The 22062-nt window shown below is 58.4% G+C and carries 25 protein-coding genes; 18 read left to right on the top strand and 7 right to left on the bottom strand.

From position 1 onward, the window contains the following. Positions 1-15 precede the first annotated feature (15 nt). The 12 genes from ACGHIZ_RS06440 (at position 16) to hflX (ending at position 12127) form a co-directional block, all read left to right on the top strand. Positions 16-513, top strand: a complete 498-nt coding sequence (locus ACGHIZ_RS06440; protein ID WP_006235971.1) for a YajQ family cyclic di-GMP-binding protein — start codon at positions 16-18, stop codon at positions 511-513. Positions 514-540: 27 nt separating this feature from the next. Continuing rightward, a complete protein-coding gene (rimO, locus tag ACGHIZ_RS06435; RefSeq protein ID WP_138112638.1) occupies positions 541-1890 on the top strand; it encodes a 30S ribosomal protein S12 methylthiotransferase RimO in 1350 nt (449 codons plus the stop codon). Positions 1891-1989: 99 nt separating this feature from the next. Then, positions 1990-2538 carry a CDP-diacylglycerol--glycerol-3-phosphate 3-phosphatidyltransferase gene (gene pgsA, locus ACGHIZ_RS06430; protein WP_229028279.1) on the top strand — a complete coding sequence of 183 codons (549 nt, stop codon included), beginning with the start codon at positions 1990-1992 and terminating at the stop codon, positions 2536-2538. A 12-nt stretch (positions 2539-2550) separates the two neighbouring features. Further along, entirely contained in the window at positions 2551-3081 is a 531-nt protein-coding gene (locus tag ACGHIZ_RS06425; RefSeq protein WP_055309901.1) for a CinA family protein, read from the top strand. 257 nt (positions 3082-3338) lie between these two features. Continuing rightward, positions 3339-4487: a recombinase RecA gene (recA, locus tag ACGHIZ_RS06420; protein ID WP_022094695.1), complete on the top strand. Its 1149-nt coding sequence runs from the start codon at positions 3339-3341 to the stop codon at positions 4485-4487. Positions 4488-4498: 11 nt separating this feature from the next. Next, positions 4499-5191, top strand: coding sequence for a regulatory protein RecX (locus ACGHIZ_RS06415; protein ID WP_138112634.1), 693 nt, complete (start codon positions 4499-4501; stop codon positions 5189-5191). 257 nt (positions 5192-5448) lie between these two features. After that, entirely contained in the window at positions 5449-6999 is a 1551-nt protein-coding gene (rny, locus tag ACGHIZ_RS06410; RefSeq protein ID WP_117770339.1) for a ribonuclease Y, read from the top strand. A 1-nt stretch (position 7000) separates the two neighbouring features. Further along, positions 7001-8086, top strand: a complete 1086-nt coding sequence (locus tag ACGHIZ_RS06405; protein ID WP_138112632.1) for an ATP-binding protein — start codon at positions 7001-7003, stop codon at positions 8084-8086. A 74-nt stretch (positions 8087-8160) separates the two neighbouring features. Continuing rightward, positions 8161-8478, top strand: a complete 318-nt coding sequence (locus ACGHIZ_RS06400) for a stage V sporulation protein S (RefSeq protein WP_006235982.1) — start codon at positions 8161-8163, stop codon at positions 8476-8478. Positions 8479-8529: 51 nt separating this feature from the next. Next, complete coding sequence (miaB, locus tag ACGHIZ_RS06395) at positions 8530-9900, top strand: tRNA (N6-isopentenyl adenosine(37)-C2)-methylthiotransferase MiaB (RefSeq protein WP_055285164.1); 1371 nt, start codon at positions 8530-8532, stop codon at positions 9898-9900. Next, positions 9900-10838 carry a tRNA (adenosine(37)-N6)-dimethylallyltransferase MiaA gene (gene miaA, locus ACGHIZ_RS06390; RefSeq protein WP_390446833.1) on the top strand — a complete coding sequence of 313 codons (939 nt, stop codon included), beginning with the start codon at positions 9900-9902 and terminating at the stop codon, positions 10836-10838. The genes miaB and miaA overlap by 1 nt, the downstream gene beginning before the upstream one ends. Then, positions 10838-12127, top strand: coding sequence for a GTPase HflX (hflX, locus tag ACGHIZ_RS06385; RefSeq protein ID WP_390446830.1), 1290 nt, complete (start codon positions 10838-10840; stop codon positions 12125-12127). The genes miaA and hflX overlap by 1 nt, the downstream gene beginning before the upstream one ends. Here hflX and ACGHIZ_RS06380 read toward each other — a convergent pair. Both ACGHIZ_RS06380 and lexA read right to left on the bottom strand, forming a co-directional pair. Beyond that, positions 12112-12816, bottom strand: a complete 705-nt coding sequence (locus ACGHIZ_RS06380; protein WP_138112623.1) for a heparan-alpha-glucosaminide N-acetyltransferase — start codon at positions 12814-12816, stop codon at positions 12112-12114. The two genes, hflX and ACGHIZ_RS06380, sit on opposite strands and share 16 nt — an antisense overlap. Beyond that, positions 12816-13460 (bottom strand): transcriptional repressor LexA, encoded by a 645-nt coding sequence (gene lexA, locus ACGHIZ_RS06375; protein ID WP_138374200.1) that lies wholly within the window; start codon positions 13458-13460, stop codon positions 12816-12818. The genes ACGHIZ_RS06380 and lexA overlap by 1 nt, the downstream gene beginning before the upstream one ends. Positions 13461-13623: 163 nt before the next feature. Between lexA and ACGHIZ_RS06370 the strand changes: the two genes are divergently transcribed. Genes ACGHIZ_RS06370 through dut form a run of 3 tightly spaced genes read left to right on the top strand, consistent with a single transcriptional unit; the run spans position 13624 to position 15016 of the window. Further along, positions 13624-14073 carry a LysM peptidoglycan-binding domain-containing protein gene (locus tag ACGHIZ_RS06370; protein ID WP_161144708.1) on the top strand — a complete coding sequence of 150 codons (450 nt, stop codon included), beginning with the start codon at positions 13624-13626 and terminating at the stop codon, positions 14071-14073. A 51-nt stretch (positions 14074-14124) separates the two neighbouring features. Further along, positions 14125-14568: a transcriptional regulator NrdR gene (gene nrdR, locus ACGHIZ_RS06365; RefSeq protein WP_022093781.1), complete on the top strand. Its 444-nt coding sequence runs from the start codon at positions 14125-14127 to the stop codon at positions 14566-14568. Positions 14569-14572: 4 nt separating this feature from the next. After that, the gene (gene dut / locus ACGHIZ_RS06360; protein ID WP_138112619.1) at positions 14573-15016 is read left to right on the top strand and encodes a dUTP diphosphatase; all 444 of its coding nucleotides are present in this window, start codon (positions 14573-14575) and stop codon (positions 15014-15016) included. A 392-nt stretch (positions 15017-15408) separates the two neighbouring features. On the opposite strand, the gene ACGHIZ_RS06355 is transcribed toward dut, so the two are convergent. Further along, positions 15409-16710: a glycosyltransferase gene (locus tag ACGHIZ_RS06355; protein ID WP_390446825.1), complete on the bottom strand. Its 1302-nt coding sequence runs from the start codon at positions 16708-16710 to the stop codon at positions 15409-15411. Between the two features lie 117 nt (positions 16711-16827). Here ACGHIZ_RS06355 and ACGHIZ_RS06350 point away from each other — a divergent pair, with 117 nt between their 5' ends. Together ACGHIZ_RS06350 and ACGHIZ_RS06345 are read left to right on the top strand one after the other, a co-directional pair. Beyond that, a complete protein-coding gene (locus tag ACGHIZ_RS06350; protein WP_138112617.1) occupies positions 16828-17766 on the top strand; it encodes an NAD(P)/FAD-dependent oxidoreductase in 939 nt (312 codons plus the stop codon). 155 nt (positions 17767-17921) lie between these two features. Then, positions 17922-18533 carry a DUF1836 domain-containing protein gene (locus ACGHIZ_RS06345; RefSeq protein WP_195625232.1) on the top strand — a complete coding sequence of 204 codons (612 nt, stop codon included), beginning with the start codon at positions 17922-17924 and terminating at the stop codon, positions 18531-18533. 111 nt (positions 18534-18644) lie between these two features. Here the strand turns inward: ACGHIZ_RS06345 and ACGHIZ_RS06340 are convergent, their stop codons facing one another. The 3 genes from ACGHIZ_RS06340 to ACGHIZ_RS06330 form a co-directional block, all read right to left on the bottom strand. After that, the gene (locus ACGHIZ_RS06340) at positions 18645-19076 is read right to left on the bottom strand and encodes a hypothetical protein (RefSeq protein ID WP_390446822.1); all 432 of its coding nucleotides are present in this window, start codon (positions 19074-19076) and stop codon (positions 18645-18647) included. 189 nt (positions 19077-19265) lie between these two features. Beyond that, positions 19266-20039 (bottom strand): IS21-like element helper ATPase IstB, encoded by a 774-nt coding sequence (gene istB, locus ACGHIZ_RS06335; RefSeq protein ID WP_390446819.1) that lies wholly within the window; start codon positions 20037-20039, stop codon positions 19266-19268. After that, entirely contained in the window at positions 20039-20410 is a 372-nt protein-coding gene (locus ACGHIZ_RS06330) for a hypothetical protein (protein ID WP_390446817.1), read from the bottom strand. Before ACGHIZ_RS06330 ends, istB begins: the two co-directional genes overlap by 1 nt. Before the next feature lie 212 nt (positions 20411-20622). On the opposite strand from ACGHIZ_RS06330, the gene ACGHIZ_RS06325 reads away from it, so the two are divergent. Continuing rightward, positions 20623-21764 (top strand): IS3 family transposase gene (locus ACGHIZ_RS06325; RefSeq protein WP_390446814.1). Its coding sequence is split into 2 segments (ribosomal slippage): positions 20623-20881 and positions 20881-21764, totalling 1143 coding nucleotides; the frame shifts between segments, so codons are not numbered across the junction. On the opposite strand, the gene ACGHIZ_RS06320 is transcribed toward ACGHIZ_RS06325, so the two are convergent. Then, on the bottom strand, positions 21704-21910 hold the full coding sequence (locus ACGHIZ_RS06320; protein WP_390446811.1) for a hypothetical protein: 207 nt from the start codon (positions 21908-21910) through the stop codon (positions 21704-21706). The two genes, ACGHIZ_RS06325 and ACGHIZ_RS06320, sit on opposite strands and share 61 nt — an antisense overlap. Positions 21911-22062 lie beyond the last annotated feature (152 nt).

Genomic DNA, 22062 nt, shown 5'->3' with positions numbered 1-22062 from the left:
GCGAAAGGAAACATCATGGCTAAAGATTCCAGCTTCGACGTCGTGTCCGAGGTCAACATGCAAGAGGTCGACAACGCCTTCCAGCAGACCACGCGCGAGATTTCCCAGCGCTATGACCTTAAGGATTCCGGCGCCACGATCGAGCTTTCGAAGGGCGACAAGCTCTTTACGATCAACGCCCCGGCCGACTTTGTCTCCAAACAGATTGTTGACGTGCTGAGCTCCAAGCTCATCAAGCGCGGCATCGACCTCAAGGCTGTCTCGTGGGATGCTCCGCAGGCGGCATCGGGTGGCACCGTGCGCGTGCTCGGCCATATCGTCGAGGGTATCGACCAGGCGACCGCCAAGAAGATCAACAAGGACATCAAGGATCAAAAGCTCAAGGTCAAGGTGACCATCGAGGCCGACAAACTGCGTGTTTCCTCTGCTTCGAAGGACGCGTTGCAGACCGTGATTCAGTTCCTGCGCGACCAGGACTACGGCCAGCCGCTGCAGTTCACCAACTACCGCTAATATCAATCGAAAGGACCGCTCTCCAACATGGATACACCGTTGGGCTCCGTGCTCTACATCACCCTCGGGTGCGCTAAGAACGAGGTTGACACCGACCGCATGCGTTCTCTTTTGACCGCCGCGGGCTACGAGGAGGCATTCGACCCGCAGGATGCCGATATCGCCATCGTCAATACTTGCTCGTTCCTCGCCTCCGCAACGTCCGAGAGCATCGAGACCACGCTCGAGCTCGCCAACGAGGTTCAGGACGGCGTTCGTTCTTGTCCCATCGTCATGTGCGGCTGCGTGCCGTCGCGCTATGGCGATGACCTGCCTGACGAGCTGCCCGAGGTCGCTGCCTTTGTGAAGGCCGACGAGGAAGATGGCATCGTGGCGGTCATCGATGGCGTGCTGGGTGTCGAGCGTGAGATTGCAGCCTATATCCCGCAGGTCAAACGTACCGTCGAGGGTGCTGTCGCTTACGTCAAGATTTCCGATGGCTGCAACCGCTTCTGCAGCTTCTGCATGATTCCCTACATCCGCGGCCGCTATCATTCGCGCAATGCCGAGAGCATCATCTCCGAGGTGCGCGACCTGGTTTCCGGCGGTGTGCGCGAGATCGTGCTGATCGGCCAGGACACGGGCATCTGGGGTACCGACTTTGCCGACGAGGACGTCGCCGATGGCTCGCCGCGCAATCTGGCGCAGCTGCTGCGTGCCGTCGCCGAGGCCGTGCGCCCGCACAACGTCTGGGTCCGCGTGCTCTATCTGCAGCCCGAGGGCATGACTGACGAACTCATCGAGACGATTCGCGATACGCCCGAGGTGCTGCCCTATATCGATATCCCCGTGCAGCACTGCGACGCGCGCATCCTTAAGGCTATGCGCCGTTCTGGTTCGCGCCAGGAGCTCGAGGACCTGTTCCGCGATCTGCGTGAGCGTATCCCCGGCATCGTGATCCGTTCCACGGCCATGGTCGGCTTCCCGACCGAGACCGACGACGAGTTCCGCGACCTTATCGACTTTATGGACACCGTCGGCTTTGACTACACGAGCGTCTTTGCCTACTCGCAGGAGGAGGGCAGCCTGGCCGCTAAGATGGAGGGCCAGGTCGACGAAGAGGTCAAGCTCGAGCGCGCCCAGGAGGCCATGGACCTGGCCGAGTCGCTCGGTTTTGCCGCCACCGCCGCACATGTGGGCGAGCGCGCCCAGGTGATCGTCGACGGTATCGAAGAGACCGAGGATGGCGCCGAGCTGATCGGCCATGCCTGGTTCCAGGCGCCCGATTCCGATGGCGCGGTGCATCTGGACGCCAGCGAGGCGTCCGTGGGCGATATTCTGACCGTCGAGTTTACCGATAGCTTCTGCTATGAGCTTATCGGTCATGTTGTGGAGTAGGAGAGCGTCGTGGCTAACGAGAGCAATAAGGAACTGACGAGTGTCTGGACGCCCGCCAACATCGTGACGTGCGTTCGCATCGTCTTTATCCCGGTGTTCATGATCGTGTCGGCGCTTTCTCACACGAGTGTTGCCGGTACGGATTGGAGCACCTTCGACGGCCCGCTCGCCGCCGCTGCCTTCATTCTGTATGTGATCCTGTCGTGCACCGATAAGGTCGACGGTTATCTGGCGCGTTCGCGCAACGAGATCACCGACTTCGGTAAATTCTTGGACCCCATCGCCGATAAGCTGCTCGTGTTCTCGGCCCTGCTGCTGTTCTTGGATTTTGGTATGGTGACCGTGTGGTCCGTGTTCATTATCCTGTTCCGCGAGCTGCTGGTGAGCGCCCTTCGCATGGTCGCGAGTGCGGCCGGTGTGGTCGTTGCGGCCGATAAGCTCGGCAAGTACAAGACGGCAACCACGATGGTCTCCATTTGCGGTTACCTGTGCGTTTTTGCTATGGCCGGCTTGCACCTTGGCCCGGTGGCGCTGACGCTCGGCATCTACTCGGTGTCGCGCTTCCTGTACGCCGTTGCCGTTGTCCTGACCGTTATCTCGGGCGCCCAGTACTTCTGGAACTGCCGCAAGATCGTCTTTTCGGTCTAGGTCCTAGTGGGTATGACGGACTCTTTTGAGCAGATTTCCGCACATAACGAGGAGCTGGCGCGTGATATTGTCGAGCGCGCGAGCGCTCGGGGCGTGACGGTTTCGACGGCTGAGTCGCTGACGGCGGGTATGATCGCCTCGACGATTGCCGATATCCCGGGCGCCTCGGCGGTGCTGCGTGGCGGTGCGGTGACCTATTGCGATGAGATTAAGCATCGTGTTCTTGGTGTTGAGCAGGAGACGCTCGACCGCTATACCGCGGTGTCGCATCAGACCGCGCGCGAGATGGCGGTGGGTTCGCTGGAGCTGTACCAGAGCGATATTGCAGTGAGCGCAACGGGTTATGCCGGCCCCGGCGGTGGCACTGAGGACGATCCGGCGGGCACTTTCTATATTGGCTGGGCGCATCGTTCCGCCGATGGGGGCGTGCCGGTCGTGGACTCTGTGCGCTGCCACTATGAGGGCGACCGTTCGTGTGTTCGTGCCCATGCGGTCACGGAGGCATTGGGTCGCATTGCCCTTGTGCTCAACTCTATGGAATAGACGTGTTTTAAGGGGCCTCCGAGCCCCTTAATTGTGGAGATAGGGACCTTAGGCTCATTTGGCGTTTGTGCTGGTTGTAGATGTATTTTTGCCTGCCTTGTTCATATTTGGTCCTTTGTGGTCAAGCATTTGGTCAGTGTTTGGTCGGCGTTTGGTTGGGTTTTGGAAAGACCGCCTGCATATGATTGGCCTGAACGGTTGACCACGAACAGCCGTTCGTTTATTATCGATGCAGGTTGTTAAGAGGAGGGCTATTCATGGCCAAGAATTCAGGTCCCGTACGTACCGTTCATGCTCGCACGACGGGTAAAGAGCGCGATGAGATGATCGCCACCACCAAGGCCGAGATCGAGAAGAAATTCGGCCAGGGTTCCATCATGAGGTACGGCGACGGTGGTCCCGAGCTCGAGGTCGAGGCCATTCCCACGGGCGCCCTGGCCCTCGATGCCGCGCTGGGTATCGGCGGCGTGCCGCGCGGCCGTATCGTCGAGATTTACGGTCCTGAGTCCTCCGGTAAGACGACGCTTTCGCTCGAGATCCTGGCCGAGGCCCAGGCAATGGGTGGCGTTGTGGCATTTATCGATGCCGAGCACGCGCTTGATCCCACGTATGCCGCGCGCATCGGCGTGGATATCGACGAGGTGCTCATTTCCCAGCCCGATACGGGCGAGCAGGCGCTTGAGATTGTTGACATGCTCGTGCGTTCCGGCGCCATCGATGCCATCGTCGTCGACTCCGTCGCCGCGCTGACCCCGCGTGCCGAGATCGAGGGAGAAATCGGCGATACTACGGTCGGTCTTCAGGCTCGCCTAATGAGTCAGGCGCTCCGCAAGCTCGCCGGCTCGCTGTCCAAGTCCAACACGACGTGCATCTTCATTAACCAGCTGCGTGAGAAGATCGGCGTCATGTTCGGCAACCCCGAGACTACGACGGGCGGCCGCGCCCTTAAGTTCTTCTCTTCGGTGCGTATCGACATTCGCCGTATCGACAGCATTAAGCTTAAGGACGAGGTTATCGGTAACCGCGTGCGCGCCAAGGTCGTTAAGAACAAGGTGGCAGCTCCGTTCCGTTCTGCTGAGTTCGACATCATGTACGGTACGGGCATCTCTAAGGAGGGCTCAATTCTGGACATGGCTGTCGAGTGCGGCATCTGCAAGAAGATGGGCTCCTGGTTTGCCTATGGCGAGGACAAGCTTGGCAACGGTCGAGAGGCCGCCAAGGCTTTCCTGCGCGAACACCCCGATTGCGCCGACGAGATTGAGCATAAGGTCCGCCTTGCCTGCGGACTTGAGTTTGATGACGATGCTCCGTCCGAGGTCGAGCTGACCGATCAGCCTGCGCCTGAGGAGTTTGACGAGCTTTACGCCATCGATGGTTCCGCCATGCTCGATGATGACGACGAGTAGCGGTTACGCTCATGTCGTATACGGTGACCGAGGCCACGGCCTTCTTTCCCGATAAGAAGGCGGCTTCCTCGTTCTCGAGCGGGTATGCGTCCAAAAAGCCTTGCGCACATATCGATTGTGAGCTTGAGGGCGGTTTTGAGCGGTCCATTTGGATTCCCGTGCGGGTCGCGCGGCTGTATGTCAAAAACCGCCCCGATCTTCCCTGTGATTGGGACAACTTTCGTGAGGCGGTGCAGCTCATCGAGGGTAAATGTGCACTTACCATGGTGACCGAGATGCTATCGCGCCGCGACCATGCGACGGGTGAGGTCCGTGACAAGCTGGCTCGCTACGGCTTTCACCAGCCCGCGATCGATTTCGCCGTCGAGCGCGCCACAGAGTATCACTTTTTAGACGAGAACCGCTTTTGCTCGTACTTTATCGAGGAGCGCAAGCGGCGCGGTTGGGGACAGCGCAAAATCGAGACCGAGCTCAAGCGCCGTCATGTCGTGCTCGATGACATTCCCGGTTATCCCGAGGATTATTTTGCCGTCGAAGACGATTTGGCGCGTGCGTCAGCCCTGCTCGCCAAGCGGCGTGTTCCAGAGACGCGCGGATTCGAAAAACTGGTTCGGTTTTTGATGGGCAAGGGCTTCTCGTATCACATCGCCGCCGATGCCGTTAAGGCACGTCTCGATGCCGAACGCGAGAAATGTGCGGTTTAGGCGTATGCGCTTTGTGGCCCTGCCGTTCACCGCGTTTTAGCCGCCGTGCCGGGGCCATTTATTTGACAGTTGTTGTGGTTCAACGTACGATAAACACTGTCATTTGCTTTGTGATATGTGCTCATCTGTGATGAGTTTGTTTATATGTTTATCTGTATCCGACCCGCATAAGCTGCGCCCATATTACTCAAATGTCGCGAGCCGTTCGTAAGGACGGTTCGCTTTGTTGTGTAACGAATCCATAAAAAGGAGTGAGCATGCCTATCATCGCAGCGCTCGTTGGCATCGTTTTGGGTGCCATCGCCGCCATTGCCTACATGCGCACCGCCAAGCAGGGTAGTCTTCACGAGGCCGACGAAAAGATTCAGTCGGCACACGCGCAGGCTGAGTCCCTGATCGGTGATGCTAAGCGTCAGGCCGAGACCCTCAAAAAAGAGGCTCTGCTCGAGGCTAAAGAGGAGATCATCAAGAACAAGCAGGCCGCCGAGGCCGAGGACAAGCAGCGTAAGAGCGAGATTCGTACGCTCGAGAACCGTGTGATGCAGCGCGAGGAGTCCCTCGATCGCCGAAACGACGCTCTCGACAAGCGTGAGCACCAGCTGTCCAGCCAGGCCGGTCAGGTCGAGAAACGCTCCCGCGAGCTTGAGGAGCTCTGCGCCAAGCAGACCTCCGAGCTCGAGCGTATCGCCGACCTGACCCGCGAGGATGCCCACAAGGAGCTCCTCGATAAGGTTCGCGGCGAGGTCACCCACGAGGCCGCCACGATCATTCGCGAGTCCGAGCAGCAGGTTCGCGCCGAGTGCCACAAGACCGCCCAGGAGATTCTGTCCCTGGCGATTCAGCGCTGCGCTGCCGACCACACAGCCGAGGTCACCGTTACCTCCGTGCACATTCCCTCTGATGACCTCAAGGGCCGTATCATCGGTCGCGAGGGTCGCAACATCCGGACCTTCGAGCAGGTTTCCGGCGTCAACCTCGTGATTGACGACACGCCCGAGACCGTCGTTCTTTCGAGCTTCGACCCGGTCCGTCGTGAGACCGCCCGTGTTGCCCTCGAGAACCTCATCGCCGACGGCCGCATTCACCCCGCCCGCATCGAGGAGATGTATCACAAGGCTGCCGACCTGGTTCAGCAGCGCGTGCGCGAGGCTGGCGAGCAGGCTGCCTTCGATACCGGCATTCACGACCTGCACCCCGAGATCGTCAAGACCCTTGGTGCCCTGCGCTACCGTACCTCGTTTGGTCAGAACGTGCTTCAGCACTCCCTCGAAGTCTCTGACCTGTGCGGCGTGATGGCTTCCGAGCTTGGCCTGGACGTTGTGACCGCCAAGCGCGCCGGCCTGCTGCACGACCTGGGCAAGGCAATTGACCACGACGTCGAGGGTCCGCATGCCGTCATCGGCGCCGAGCTTGCCCGCCGTTATGGCGAGAAGCCCGTTATCGTTCATGCTATCGAGGCTCACCATGCCGATGTCGACCCTAACACGGTGCTCGATGTCCTGGTACAGGCCGCTGATGCTGTCTCTGCTTCTCGCCCCGGTGCCCGTCGCGAGTCTGCCGAGAACTACATCAAGCGTCTCGAGAAGCTCGAGGAGATCGCCAACTCCCATGAAGGCGTCGAGCGTACCTATGCCATGCAGGCTGGTCGCGAGGTACACGTCATGGTTCAGCCGGACAAGATCTCCGATGCCCAGTCCACGGTCCTGGCTCACGATATCGCCCATCAGATCGAGGAAGAGATGGAGTATCCCGGTCAGGTGCGCGTCGTCGTGATTCGCGAGAGCCGCGCTGTCGATATCGCTAAATAACATGAGCGACGCGAACGAGCTCATCTCATTTATCGCGTCGATGTCGGGGGAGGGCAACCTTCGCGTCGAGGAGAACCTTGGCGAGGGGTATGTCCGCCTCCGCGTTTCGGAGGCCGAGCGGCGCCAGGCAAAGCACGACATTCAGCATGTCGAGGATATCGTCATCGAAATGCTCCGTAATGCTCGCGATGCTGGTGCCGACAAGGTCTATCTCGCCACGACCAAGGAAGATGGCGTCCGCACGCTTGTCTTTCTGGATAACGGTTCGGGCGTTCCACAGGATATGCAAGAGCGAATCTTCGATGCCCGCGTTACCTCCAAGCTCGAGAGCATGAAGATGGACCGTTGGGGCGTTCACGGTCGTGGCATGGCATTGTTTTCGATCAAGCAGAACACTGACGAGGCCCGTGTGGTCACGTCTGGTGTCGACCTTGGCTCGGCCTTTAAGGTGAGCGTTGCGGCCGACCGCCTCAGTGAGCGTGCCGATCAGTCCAGCTGGCCCCAGGCCGTCAGGGATGAGGACGGACGTTATGTCTGTGCTCGCGGCCCGCATAATATTATTCGCGCTGCTTGTGAGTTTGCGCTCGAGGAGTTGTGTGGTTGCGATGTCTATCTTGGTTCTCCGTCTGAGATTGCCGCGACCCTTTATGCTCAGGCGTCAAGTCGGCTCGATACGTCGCGTCTCCTGTTCATTGATGACGAGAGTGAGCTTCCGGTTGTCGATCGTTTAGGCCTTGCCTCTGATGCCGAGGACTTTATCCGTATCTGTTCGGGTTTGGGTCTTGAGATGTCCGAGCGCACTGCTCATCGCATTTTGGCAGGGCAGATTAAGCCCGTTCGCGGTGTGACCGCGCGTCTGCTGCGCGAGCGTGATTCGTCCTCGCATGCGCCGGCTCCTGTCGATCTTGCGAAGGATCGTCGCGGGCTACGTATTGCCAAGGATGACATGGCACAGTTTTCGCGTGCTGTGGAGCGTGACTTTAATGACCTTGCCGCCCGGTACTATCTCAACCTTTGTGGCGACCCAAAGATTCGTGTTTCGCGTGATCGAATCACTGTGACCTTCGATCTTGCCAAAGAGGAATAGTGCCTTTACCGAGTCCACTCGGTACGATACAGTTATTGCAGTTAAAACGTACTTTTAAACGCAGGAGTTTCTTCATGGATTGCCTGAAGGTATCAAGCAAATCATCGCCCGCGTCCGTTGCCGGCGCCATCGCCGGCATGGTCAAGGATGGTGTACCCGTCAACATCCAGTGTGTCGGCGCTGGTGCTGTCAACCAGGCCATTAAGGCCGTGGCTATCGCGCGCGGTTTTTTGATTCCAACCGGTTTTGATATTTCCTGCGCGCCCGTGTTCTCCGACATCCTCATTAACGGGGAGTCGCGCACGGCCATTCGCCTTTCTATCTACGTTCACCAGATCAATCGAGCTGCTATGGATAACGTCGTCATGGATGATGTTAAGCCTGTGGCATAGCTTCTGCTTGCCTCGATTCGCCCCCCCTCTCCATCGTTAGGACTTATGCACATGGACCAGCGTTCCGTACGCGATATTCTTGCCGGTAAAACCTACTTTATCCGCACCTTTGGCTGCCAGATGAATCAGCACGACTCCGAGCGCGTGAGCGGTCTGCTCGATTCGTATGGTTGCCTCATGGCGCTCGATCCCGAGCATGCCGATATTGTTGTCTTCATGACATGCTGCGTGCGCGAGGCCGCCGATACTCGCCTGTACGGCCAGTGCAATTCCTGTAAAAGCCTGCCGCCTTCGCCTTCGGGCAAGCGTGTGGTTGCCGTTGGTGGTTGCATCGCGCAGCGCGATGGCGAGGGCCTGCTCACCAACGTCGATAACGTCAATGTCATCTTTGGTACGCATTCCATCGCACATGTGGCAGAGCTCATTGCCGAGGCGTTCCTTGATGGCAAGCGTCATATCCGCACCAATGAGCATGAGGATACGGATGCCATGAGCATGCCGTGGCATCGCGAGACCCAGTATCACGCCTGGGTGCCCATTATGACGGGCTGCAATAATTTCTGTACCTATTGCATCGTGCCGTACGTGCGCGGTCGCGAAAAGAGCCGCCCCTTCGAGGAAATTGTCGACGAGGTGACCGGTTTGGTGCGCCAGGGCGTGCGCGAGATTACGCTGCTGGGCCAAAACGTTAACTCATATGGTCGCGATCTGTTTGGCAAGCCGCGTTTTGCCGATCTGCTGCGTGCCGTGGGTGATACGGGTGTGGAGCGCATCTTCTTTACCTCTTCTCATCCTAAGGATCTGCTGCCCGAGACCATCGACGCCATGGCCGAGACGCCCGCCGTCATGCCGCAGCTTCACTTGGCCGTTCAGTCGGGCTCCACGCGTATCCTCAAAGAGATGAATCGCCGTTATACACGCGAGGACTATCTGGGCCTGGTCGATCGCATTCGCAACCGCATGCCCGATATCGCGCTCTCGACCGATATTATCGTTGGCTTCCCGGGCGAGACTGAAGAGGACTTTGAGCAGACGCTCTCACTTGCCGAGACGGTCCGCTATGCTCAGGCCTATACCTTCATCTATTCCAAGCGCGCCGGTACCCCGGCCGCAGAGATTGACGATCCTACGCCGCATGAGGTTATTCTCGAGCGTTTCAACCGCCTGGTTAAGGTTATCGAGACTACGGCACACGAGTATAACCAGGGTGAGCTTCATACTGTGGTGCCGGCGCTCATTGAGGGAACGAGTAAAAAGAACGACGCGGTCCTGCTGGGCAAGAGTCCCAAGAATCAGACCGTGCATGCGCCTATCCCCGAGGGTTACAGCATCGATCAGCTTGTTGGCAAGATCGTTGATGTTGACGTTGACGTTGCCAAGACCTGGTATTTGTCCGGCTCCGTTGTGGGCGAGCCGCGCTAATGGTTTCTCCCAGGGCAGGACTTTCCGCCGTTGCGGTCGTCGGTCCGACGGCGGTTGGTAAGAGTGATGTTGCCGACCGTTTGGCAGCTCGTCTTTCGTCCGAAGTGCTGTCGTGCGATGCGATGCAAATCTATCACGGCATGGACATCGGTACCGCAAAGATGGCGCCCGATGAGTGTACGGTGCCGCTGCGTCTCGTCGACATTGTAGAGCCGGGTGTGGCATATTCTGCTGCGCTTTATCAGGCTGACGCTCGCGCGCATGTTGAACGTCTCCTTGGTTCGGGTTGCCTGCCGGTTTTTTGCGGAGGTACGGGGCTGTATCTCAAGGCCGCCCTCGATGAGATGGACTTTCCCTCGGGTGAACTTGAGGACGATCGTCGTATGGGCTATCAGGAGCTTGCCGAGCGTATTGGCGAGGAAGAGCTGCATGCCCTGCTTGCCGAGCGCGACCCAGAATCGGCTGCTGTTATTCATCCCCATAATGTGCGCCGTGTGATTCGTGCGCTCGAGATGCATGATGATGGTATTTCCTATGCACAGCAAAAAAGTCAGTTTAGTGTTCCGCGCGAGCATTATCATGCTCTATGGTTTGGTCTGACGCGTAATCGCGAGGTGCTCTACGAGCGCATTAACCTGCGCGTCGATCTGATGTTTGAGCAGGGTCTTGTCGATGAGGTTCGCGGTCTTATGGACCAGGGGCTGGGAGATGCCCTGACTTCGATGCAGGCAATTGGCTATAAAGAGATCATTGATGCTTTCAATGGCGTGATTTCTATGGATGAGGCTCGCGAACTCATCAAGATGCGTTCGCGTCGCTATGCCAAACGTCAGCTTTCGTGGTTTAAGCGCGATGACCGTATCGTGTGGTTTGATATGGACGAGTTTACGATCGATGAGGTCGTTGAGGACATCCTGCATCGTATTGAGGCTGCCTAATGGCCCGTTTCCCCCTTGTTCCCACGGCACCCGAGCCCGAGCGTGCCATATTAGTTGGTGTTGAGTGGCGCGACAATGCATGGCCGCTCGATCGCTCGCTTGATGAGCTGGAGCGTCTTACCCACACGGCTGGTGCCCAGTGCGTGGCACGCTTGTCACAGCGTTTGGTAAAGCCGTATCCTAAATCGTTTATCGGTTCCGGTAAGGTTGAAGAGCTGTGCGGCCTGGTGCATCGCATGGATGCCGATGTCGTTATTTTTGACGACGACCTGACGCCCTCGCAGCAATCCTATTTGGAGAAAGCCGTGGGCGAGCCGGTAAAGATTATCGATCGTACGGCACTGATCTTGGATATTTTTGGCCTGCATGCTCAGACGCGTGAGGGACGCCTACAGGTACAGCTGGCACAGCTTCAATATCTGTTGCCTCGTCTGCGTGGCATGTGGAGCCATCTCGCCAAGGAACAGACGCGCGGCGGCATCGGCTCACGCTTTGGTCAGGGCGAAAGTCAGCTCGAGGTCGACCGTCGCCTCATTCGTAATAAGATCGCTGCGCTTCGTCGTGAGCTCAAGCAGGTTGAACAGCGTCGCGATGTTCAATCCAAGAGCCGCATTGAGTCACCGGCGTTTCGCGTCGCGTTAGCCGGTTATACCAATGCGGGTAAATCGTCGTTGCTCAATCGTCTGACCGGATCTACGGTGCTTTCGCAGGACAAGCTGTTTGCTACGCTCGACCCGACGACGCGTTCGTATCGCCTGCCCGGCGGTCGTGGCATGACGATTACCGATACTGTTGGCTTTATTCAAAAGCTACCGCATGGTCTCGTTGATGCCTTTAAGTCCACGCTGTCTGAGGTTCTTGGTGCCGATCTGATCCTTAAAGTTGTGGATGCCTCTGACGAGGACTACGAGCGCCAGCTCGAGGCAGTCGATCGCGTTCTTGACGAGATCGGTGCCGGCGAGCGTTTGACGCTTACGGTGTTCAATAAAATCGATCTTCTCGATAGCGTTGATCGATTGAGTTTCCGTCGTCGCTATCCCGAGGCCGTGATGTTCTCGGCCCAGACGGGCGAGGGACTCGACGATCTCGTCGACCGTATTGCTCGCGAGGCGGCTGCCACCGATGTGTTGCTCTCCGCTGAAATCCCGTATCGCGAGGGCGCCCTCATCACGCTGGTGCATGAACAGGGAACCCTTTTGCACGAGGAATATCTTGAGGGCGGCGTTCGTATTGTTGCGAAGCTGCCGGCTCGTATCGCGCCGCGGCTCAAGCGTTATCGCACCGAGTAGACGAGCTCCAAAAAGCCCAGAATAATGGGCTGATGCAGTAGATAAAAGGGGAGTGCGTGACGTCCAAGGCTGGCGAGCTCCGGGATGGGATTGGCGTAGGCCCAGCTAGGGACGGTCTTATCGATTCCCTTCGCTATGTGTGCGGCGAAGTATCCTGCAAGATACATAAAGAAAAACGGGATGATGGGGTAGTAATCACCTGAGACAAACCCAGGGCTCGGAAATCCCAGCCACGCCAGGTAGGGGACAGGGTAGATCGTTTTGGGGATGCTCCAGGTGAGGGCAAACAACAAAAGGCATAGGGACATGCCCCATCTCGCCGATATCTTCTTAAGGACGGGATCGGTCAACGCCACGATGCCGGTACATGCGGCCATGCAGTAGATGATGCCAAAATTAACAGAATCGTCAACTGAGACAAGTGTTGTTGCCAACCAGACGACGAGTGCTGCTAAGGCGTATTTGGCGGCACGTTTGATATTGTTGCGCGAAAGGGTGCACATCCAACCCGCGATAAACAAAAATACCCAGCTGATGCTGGCGCGCCAGATGTCTTGAAAGACAGTCTGGGTAAACCAGGGCATATCCCAGTCGTACAGGTAGGCAAGATCGTAGCAAGCGTGAAAACCTGCCATTGAAATCATCGTAAGCCCGCGGACGGTATCAAAGATGGTGATGCGTTTTTGCATTACGAGAACCGGCGCATCAAGCCGACGACTTTGCCCAAGATAACGGGATTCGTTGCATAGATAGGCTCCATGGTGTCATTCTCAGGCTGCAGGCGTACGCGTCCCTGCTCCTTGTAGAACGTCTTGACGGTCGCTGAACCATCAATCATAGCCACGACAATTTCGCCGTTCATGGCACTCTTTTGTTCACGGACGATGATGTAATCGCCATTGAAGATACCGACATTGATCATTGAGCTCCCATGCACCTCAAGGATAAAGGAACCCTGATCAGTGGCGATTTCGGTCGGGATAGTAAATGTGTCTTCGATATTCTGCTCGGCCAGAATGGGAATCCCAGCCGCGACGCGACCAACGAGCGGTAGTGAGACCGTTCCGCGAGGTGCGGTGGTCTCGTCAGATTTAGAAATTGAGACAGAGGAACCGTCCTCGTTAAAGAGTTCCAGAGCGCGCGGTTTGGTGGCATCGCGCTTGAGTAGCCCGCGCGCCTCCAGGGCAGATAGATGGGCGTGCACGGTGCTGGGGGAGGAAAGGCCCACGGCAGAAGCCATCTCGCGCACGCTGGGCGGATAACCCTTCTCCTGCTGATATTCCTTGATGAAGTCGTAAATTTGCTGCTGACGCTTGGTAATTTTGCGAGCCATCAGGGCATCCTCTCTACCCATGTCAAACAAATGTTCGAATTTTGCTTGACAGGAACAACTGTTCGAAGATAATAATAACCGAACATTCGTTCTCGCGCTAGACATTTTTGTCCGCGCGGCTTGATAAAACTGTTCTCAGCAAAACACGCGAGAGGAGAACATGATGAACGCAACGAATATGGTCCAGGGAAACCTCGCCCTTAAGCTCGAGACGTCTGCAGAATACACTTTTACGGTTGTTCAGGGTGGCTGCTCCGGCTTTCAGCCTTTGACCGTAAAGCCTGCTCGCAATCAGCAGGCTGTAGCCGCGCCGGGCCGCGTTGCCCTGAAGGTTCCGACGATTGTCGCCGTTGCCGTTGCGCTTACGCTCTTCTTTGTCCTCGCTACGTCGGTCTTTAGCGCTCGTCACGCCGCGTATGCCGAGTCCGTTTCCAACGTTACCTATGAGACCATTCGCGTTCAGTCTGGTGATTCTCTTTGGTCGCTTGCCGAGGAATATCCAATCGAAGGCCTTTCCACGCAAGAGACTTCCGACATGATCCGTAACGTCAATCATCTGGAGCATGGTTCGCTCGCCGCCGGTGCGCATCTTAAGGTTCCTGCTCGTTCGTAATCATTATCGCGCTGCGCATGGTACCCTTGTTATCGTTTAAGAGGAGGTACCATGCGCTGTCCCAAATGCGGCAAGGCACATACCCGCGTCGTTGATTCCCGTATGCAGGAGTCAAATAACACCATTAAGCGTCGCCGCGAATGTTGCTCGTGTAACTATCGCTTTACAACGTTCGAACGATGCGAAGACCCAATCGAGGTCATTAAGTCGGACGGAACCAAGCAGCGGTTCGATCGCAATAAGCTGCTCGTCGGCTTGATGCGCGCCACTATCAAGCGCGATATCGACACTAAGAAGCTCAATGAGATTATCGATGACATCGAGGTCGAGCTGCGCTCTCGCACGCTGACGGCCGTTACGTCCCATGAGTTGGGTGACATGGTACTCAAGCGCTTGGCCAAGATCGACAAGGTGGCGTACATCCGCTTTGCCTCGGTCTACCGCGATTTCAAAGACGTCGATGAGTTTCTGCAAGAGCTCGACAAGCTAAGGTGATTCCATGTCCAACATTACCGTCAACATAAAGCGTCTCGACCCCACCGTCGAGCTTCCCAAATACGCCCATCCCACCGATGCCGGCTTGGATTTGCGCTCCAACGAGGACTGCATTCTGAAGCCCTTCGAACGCCGTCTGGTCTCTACTGGGCTGGCCATCGCCCTGCCCGATGGCTACGCCGGCTTCGTCCAGCCCCGAAGCGGTTTGGCCATCAAGCAGGGCCTGTCTATAGTCAATACGCCGGGCCTCATCGACGCCCACTACCGAGGAGAACTCAAGGTTATCCTCATCAACCTGGATCCCTCCAACAACATCCAAATCAACAAAGGCGACCGCATAGCCCAACTCGTCATCCAAGAAGTCCCCACGGTCAACCTCATAGAAGTAGAAGAACTAGACGAAACCGACCGAGGCAACGGAGGCTTCGGCTCCAGCGGCGTCGCCTAGGGGCGCTCGTATCCCTCCCGCCCGGGGCTTACCTATATCATTCCATGCTCAAACATTCTCGCGTCGCTTCGCTCGCTGCGAAACTGCGCGTGGAACGATATAGGTAAGCCCCGGGCGGGCGGCTACTCGCTTGAAACAATATTTACTTTTCTAGTAAGCCGATGCGACAAAGGGGCTGTCCCTTTGTCGCATCGGCTTACTGTATTTATATTTTCCTGTTTTACCTTTGCAGGTTCTAATGGAGGGGATACCGAAGTAGCTGCTAGTAAGTAAACGCAGCCGCTCTGCCGGAGCCGCCCTTATATCGTTCCACGCGCAGTTTCGCAGCGAAGCGAGAATGTTTGAGCATGGAATGATATAAGGGCGGCTCCGGCAGAGCGGCGGACATTCGACTAGCGGATATGCGCGGGCTTTCCTCCCCAGTAGAAGCGGCAGAAGGCTCGTTTACGTTTTTGGGGCTTACCTGCAAGCTCCATGGTGGCGATGGCGATGTCCTCGGCTGCGTGTGGACGGCGCAGGACTTCGCCATTGATGAGCAGTGCCTTGAGCGACTCCGGATGATCGTGGAGATGGCGCAACGTCACGATGAGTTCTCGTGCGGTGGTGACATGCATGCTGGCGCCCATGCCGGTGAGCATCGTGGTGTTTGCCTTTTCCTGGCCATAGGACTTGCCCAGCAGGATCATCGGCAGATGCGCGCACAGGCACTCGGTGACGGTGAGTCCGCCCGATTTGAGAATTGCCAGGTCGCAGCCGTGCATGAGGGCCGCCATGTCGTCCACGTAGTCTAGAACCGTGACGTTTTCGAGCTTCATGGCGTCGAAGAGCGTCTTGAGTCGGGTGGCGTATTCTTTATCCTTGCCCGGTAAAAAGACAAAGTGCATGTCCTCAAAGCTGCGTAAGAAGGGGAGCGTGTGGTCCATCGCGGCGCGGAAACGCACGTATGGTTGGGGTAAACTGGCACCGGCCATCACCAATACGACGGTTTTGTCTATGGGGAGATTGAACTTGCTGAGCTCATCTTTGCGTTTGTAATCTGAATCGAAACCGGCTCGGATGGGGATGCCCGTTATGCGGATCTTTGACTCGGGAACCTTGCGCGGGCGCAGCGTTTCGGCCATAAACTCGTTGGCTACACAGAATAGGTCGGTGTCCTTGTGGGGCCAAAAGCCTTCGACTTCGTAATCGGTCGGCACACAGATGACCGGGTAATCGATACCCGTAATTACGCGGGCGCCCACGGCAACATTGGCTGCTGTGATGTGCGTTGCGACCACGGCTATAGGCCTGCGGCGACGAATATATTCGTTGAAGGCGGGGAACATAATACGCGACCATGCCGTGCCGCCACCCCAGAGAAGATGTCCCGTAAGCGTATATCGCCAGGTCAGGTCGTAAATGGGGCGTGTGGCTCCCGTAAAAGAAGCCGCGGTCTTATTGCCGTCGAATTTAATACGTCCAAAATCAAGGATATCGAGCACTTCAATTTCAATATCCTCAGGGATTCCCTTGGTGCCGCGGATAAGTTCAAATGCTTGTGCAATCGCGTTGGCGGCGGCTTTGTGGCCCGATCCAACCGATGCGTGCACAATGGTTACTAGGGGTTTTTGTGCAGGTGAAACGGTCATTTGCTCCGGTTGGGGAGTGGCTTGCATGGGCAGGGGAGCGCTATTGCTCATCTGCGTTTGATCCATCGATAACTCCCCTTCAGCTTTGTTACGCGATTTATCATTGTAGTGCATGAGTGTCATGTTCACGTAAATTTGGGTATGAGCGCAAAGAACGCCAATCTTTCGACAGGAGGTCTCTTCATGACTACCCATCAGCCGATCGATGTTGCGATTATCGGTGGCGGCCCTGCGGGCTATGCTGCGGCCATTTATGCGGCGCGCTCCAACCTAACGACGACCGTGATTGAACAGGGCATGTCGGGAGGGCAGATCGCCACGACCAATGAAGTCGAGAACTATCCGGGCATTCCGCTCTTGAGTGGCGCCGAACTCGGTGAGCGTTTTCAGCAGCATGCAGAGGGCCTGGGAGCACAGGTTACATGGAGCATGGTTACGGGTATCGATTACGATGCCGATGCAGCGCTGTTTACGGTGCATCACGATTTGGGCGATACGTCGGCCTCGAGCGTTATCGCTTGCATGGGTGCCACGCCGCGATCTGCTGGTTTTGTTGGCGAGGATGCGTATCGCGGTCGCGGCGTTTCGTATTGCGCGACGTGCGACGGCATGTTCTTTCGCGGCAAGCAGGTTTTTGTCATCGGCGGCGGCAATGCTGCCTGCGAGGAAGCTCTGTTCTTGTCAGAAATCGCCAGCAGCGTGACCATCGTTTTGCGCCGCGATCAGTTCCGTGCCCCCGATGGTGTGGTTCAAAAAGTTCTTGCAAAAGATAATATTTCAGTTAGGTACCAAACTAGTATTGTCGAGCTCTCGGGCGAAGCCATGCCAACGACGATTACCTTTAAGGACAATGCATCCGGGGAAACTCACACCGAGTCATTTGTCCCTGGCTCGTTTGGTATCTTTGTCTTTACCGGAACGCAGCCCCATTCCGAGCTCGTTGAGCATCTAGTCGATCTGGCGCCGGACGGCGGTATTGTTACTGATGATTCCATGGCGACCCGCACGCCAGGTCTATTTGCCGCTGGCGACATCCGTTCCAAGCGTTTACGCCAGGTTGTGACTGCCGTTTCTGATGGAGCCATAGCGGCAACGAGCGTATACGCGTTTCTCCGTGGATAAGTAAGATAATATATCTTATGTAAGGTTGCTATCTTTAAAACAAAGTGGTTGGACGGTGCATCAATGTGCTGTCCAACCACTTTTACTTGCCGGCTATATGGTATGCAAAACTAGATAACCTAGAATACAATATAGCTAATGAACGGAGGATCCTTATGAACCACGCCAAACGCGTTATCCCGATGTCCGATACATCGGTCAGCATTAAGCCTGAGGATATTCAGCCCACTGTGCTGCCCGATGCATTTATTCAGTCCGATATCGTGCGCAAACTTAATACGTTGAGTCTGCTGCGCTATAACCAGTTGCCCAATGTGACGCTCTACCGCGACCAGGTTATTGAGTATGTTGCGCTGTGGATGGAGCCGCTGTCCATTTGCGTTGAGCAGCCTGTCATTACGCCATCGATGATCAATAACTACGTGAAGGTCGGCCTGGTGCCTGCTCCGGTCAAAAAGCAATATGGCCGCGAGCAGATTGCCCGCCTGATCGCTATCTGCATCTTTAAGCAGGTGCTACCTATTGCTGCGGTGCAGGCACTCTTTAACATTCAGCGTTTGAGCTACGATGCCCCGACGGCCTTTGATTATGTGGTCGATCAGCTCGAGGCATCGATTCGTTCGGCGTTTTCCGTCGAGCAGACGCCGGTTCCCGATACGGCGCATCAGGTAACGCGTGAGTCGCTGCTTGTGCGCAGCGCGGTTTCATCCTTTGTTTCGAAGGCTTACTTGATGAGCTATCTCAAGTTCAACGGGTTTAATAGCTAGCCGACGTATAAAACGGGCGGGACAAAGAGCCATCTGTCGCTTTGTCCCGCCCGTTTTTTTGCGGCTTATAGGACAAAATGTGTGTCCCGATAGAACATCCGTTTCTATCCATTAATCAAGCCAGAACGGGTACGGGTCCCTGTGGTGGAGGTCCTCCCACACGGCCCTGTCGCCCCACTCCGGCCCTCCGTCCTCGCGCGACGGCGAGGCGGAGTAGACGCTGAACAGGAAGTCGATGTCCGCGTCGGTCGGCATCGCGGCGAGCTTCTCGCGCGCCGTCCTCGCGTCCCCCGAGTGCGCGTGGCACCACCAGAACACCGCCTTCACGCGCTTGACCGACGTCAGCCCCCGGTGGTTGCGCAGGACGGCCCTCAGCTGCGAGTTCACCCCTCCCTCGATCATGTTGTTGGTCGACGGCAGCGGGCCGGCCTTGGCCAGGGCGGGGTCGAGGTAGGTGAACAGCGTCCCCGCCGACACCAGCGACGACAGCGACGAGCGCGCCCGCCTCAGCCTCTCGTGGGTGTAGACCCTCCTGCCGTCCACCACGGTCCTGTCCTCCAGGAAGTCGGCCCAGAACCCGCACCAGTCGAGGTAGCGCTCGACCCAGAGCTCGGCCTGGTGCAGCGTCTCGTGTTAGCGTCAATCTATTTTTCACCAGTTTCGCTAAACAGGCGCGCCGTTCGCGCAAAGGCGGTTTCACCGGTTGCGCTAACGTATTTTCACCGATTCCGGTCACGGCTTGACGGGGCCGTCCCTCGGCAGGTCCTTCAGCCTGTAGGACCTGCCGGTTATCTTGACCAGGTGGCAGTGGTGGCACACCCTGTCCGCGATCGCGCTCGCCGCCACGTCGTCCCCGAACACCCTGCCCCAGCCGCCGATCCCCACGTTGGCGGTGATGATCGTCGAGCGCTGCTCGTAGCGCGTCGATATCAGCTGGAACAGCAGGTCCGCGCCCGCGCTGCCGACGTCGAGGTAGCCGAGCTCGTCGATGATCAGCAGCCTCGAGTGGGCGTAGTACTTGAGCCTCTTCTTGAGGATGCCGCGCGACGAGGCGTCCTCCAGGTCCTCGACGAGCCGGGCGCAGTCCACGAACCTGACCTCGCGCCCCGCCCTGACGGCCTCGATGCCCAGCGCGACGGCGAGGTGCGTCTTGCCCACGCCGGGGCTCCCCACGAACAGGACGTTCTCGGCCCGCTCGACGAACCTCAGGGTCGCGAGCTCCTCGATCTCTGCGCGCGGGACCGACGGCTGGAAGTCCCAGTCGAAGTCCGCCAGCCCCTTGACGTAGGGGAACCCCGACGAACGTATGCGCTGGTTGGTGATCCTGACCTCCCGGGCGGCGACCTCGACGCGCGTCATCTCCTCGAGGGCGGAGGCGAAGCCCCGCTCGCCCGCGGCGACCATCCTCACGTAGTCGGGCAGGGACGCCGCCATCTCGTGCAGCCCGAGCGCGGAGAGGTTCGCCTGCGCCCTGATCGAGGGGCTGCCCTCCGCGACGGCGCCCATCACGCCCCTCCGAGCGAGTCGAGCAGCGCGAGGTTGGCGCGCGCGGCCTCGGCGATGTCCGCGTCGGCCAGGCCCCGCTTCCCCTCGAGGGCCTGCCCGTAGTGGTCGGGGTCGTAGTTGATGGGCCTCGACGGCCCGGACGCGGCGTCGTGGACGGCGACCTCCTCGCCGGCCATCCTCACAACGACCTGGCCGCCGGGCATCGCTATGACGCTCACGCGCCGGCCGATGCAGCGCCTGGGCACGGACCACTCCCTGCCGGCGGCCCTGACGAGCATGGTCGGCGGGACGGTCTGGACGCTCACGTCGCCCACCATCGACTCGAGGAGCCGGAGGTTCCCGATGGGCCGCAGGCTCTCCTTCTCCCGCATGAACAGCGCGTCGGGCGGCAGGCCGGTGGTGCGGTTCGGCTCCGAGTTGGCCTGGGCCTCGACCCGGGCCACCGCCTCGGCGAGGCCGCTCCACCCGGTGAACTCGCCGCCGTAGGCGAGCAGGCGGTTCAGGAAGCGGTTGGCCGACTCGTGGATTGGCTACACTGGTGTGGACAGTTCCGGGAGGGGCGCAGGAGACGGGAGGGCCGTATATGAGGGACCCCAGGCACCCGAGGCATTTCACCGACGAGTTCAAGAGGCAGATAGTCGACCTCTACAACGCCGGCAAGCCCAAGCGCGAGATCATGGACGAGTACGACCTCGGCAAGAGCACCGTGGAGAGGTGGATCAAGTCGATAAACGCGACCGGCTCGCCGCGCGCCGCGGACAACCGCACGCCCGAGCAGAACCGGATCCTGGAGCTCGAGCGCGAGAACCGCAGGCTCCGGATGGAGGTCGACGTCTTAAAACAAGCGGCGCTGATATACGCTCGAAAGTGAGGGCCATAGCGGCCAACGAGGGCCGCTACCCCATATCAGCGCAGTGCAGGCTCCTCGGCGTCGCGAGGTCGACGTACTACTCCATGCGCTCGCGGCCCGGCCGGCCCGCCGCGCCGGACCCCGCCGCGCCGGCCGTGGTCGCGGCCCACGCCGCCAGCAAGGGCCGGTACGGCTCGCGCAAGATAAAGGCGTCGCTCGAGCGGTCGGGCGTCACCGTCAGCCGGCGCCGGGTCTGCCGCATCATGAGGGAGAACGGCCTGGTCAGCGCATACGGCAGGAAGAGGTTCAAGGTGCACCCCGGGGCGGTCAACGAGGCCGACGTGCCGAACGTCGTCGCGCGCGGCTTCTGCGGCAGGGCGCCGCGCACCCATATATGCAGCGACCTGACCTACGTGCGCGTGGGGGCGTCGTGGAACTACGTCTGCCTGCTCGTCGACCTCTACAACAGGGAGATCGTCGGCCACTCCGCCGGGCCCAGGAAGGACGCCCGGCTGGTCAAGTCGGCGTTCGCGACGCTCTCCTTCCCGATCTCGGACATCGAGGTGTTCCACACGGACCGCGGCAGCGAGTTCGACAACGCCGAGATCGACCTGATGCTCGAGGCCTTCGGCATAGAGAGGTCGCTGTCGGCCAAGGGCTGCCCCTACGACAACGCCGTCGACGAGTCGACCAACAGGATACTGAAGGCCGAGCTCGTCCACCGCGAGACGTTCGGCACGACGCGCGAGCTCCGGGCCAAGCTCTCGGACTACGTGCACTGGTACAACAACTTCAGGATCCACTCGACGCTGGGCTACATGTCGCCGGTCGAGTTCAGGGAGGCGGGGCTGTCCCTCCCGGAATCGTCCAAATAGGTGTTGCCAATCCACTCGTCCTTGCCCTTGGTCTGCGGCGAGCGCGGCGCGCAGAGCCTGAGCTCGAAGCCGGCCTCCCGCGCGAACCGCCACGCCCTCTCCTGCCTGGTCCTCCTGCGGCCCGAGACGGTCACCAGGCACGACATGTTGTCCGTGATGCACTCCTCCGGGACGCCGCCGAGGCGGGTGAAGGTGGCGAGCAGGCAGGACAGCAGGTCGTCGAGCGTGCGGCTCCTGACCGGTATGAAGCGGTGCTTCCGGTGTTAGCGTCAATATAATTTTCACCATTTCCACCAAC

The organism is Collinsella sp. i05-0019-G5 (assembly GCF_042851345.1).
Classification (GTDB): Bacteria; Actinomycetota; Coriobacteriia; order Coriobacteriales; family Coriobacteriaceae; genus Collinsella.
The sequence above is the reverse complement of the archived record's forward strand: the minus strand, read 5'-3'. Positions and strand labels throughout refer to the sequence as shown.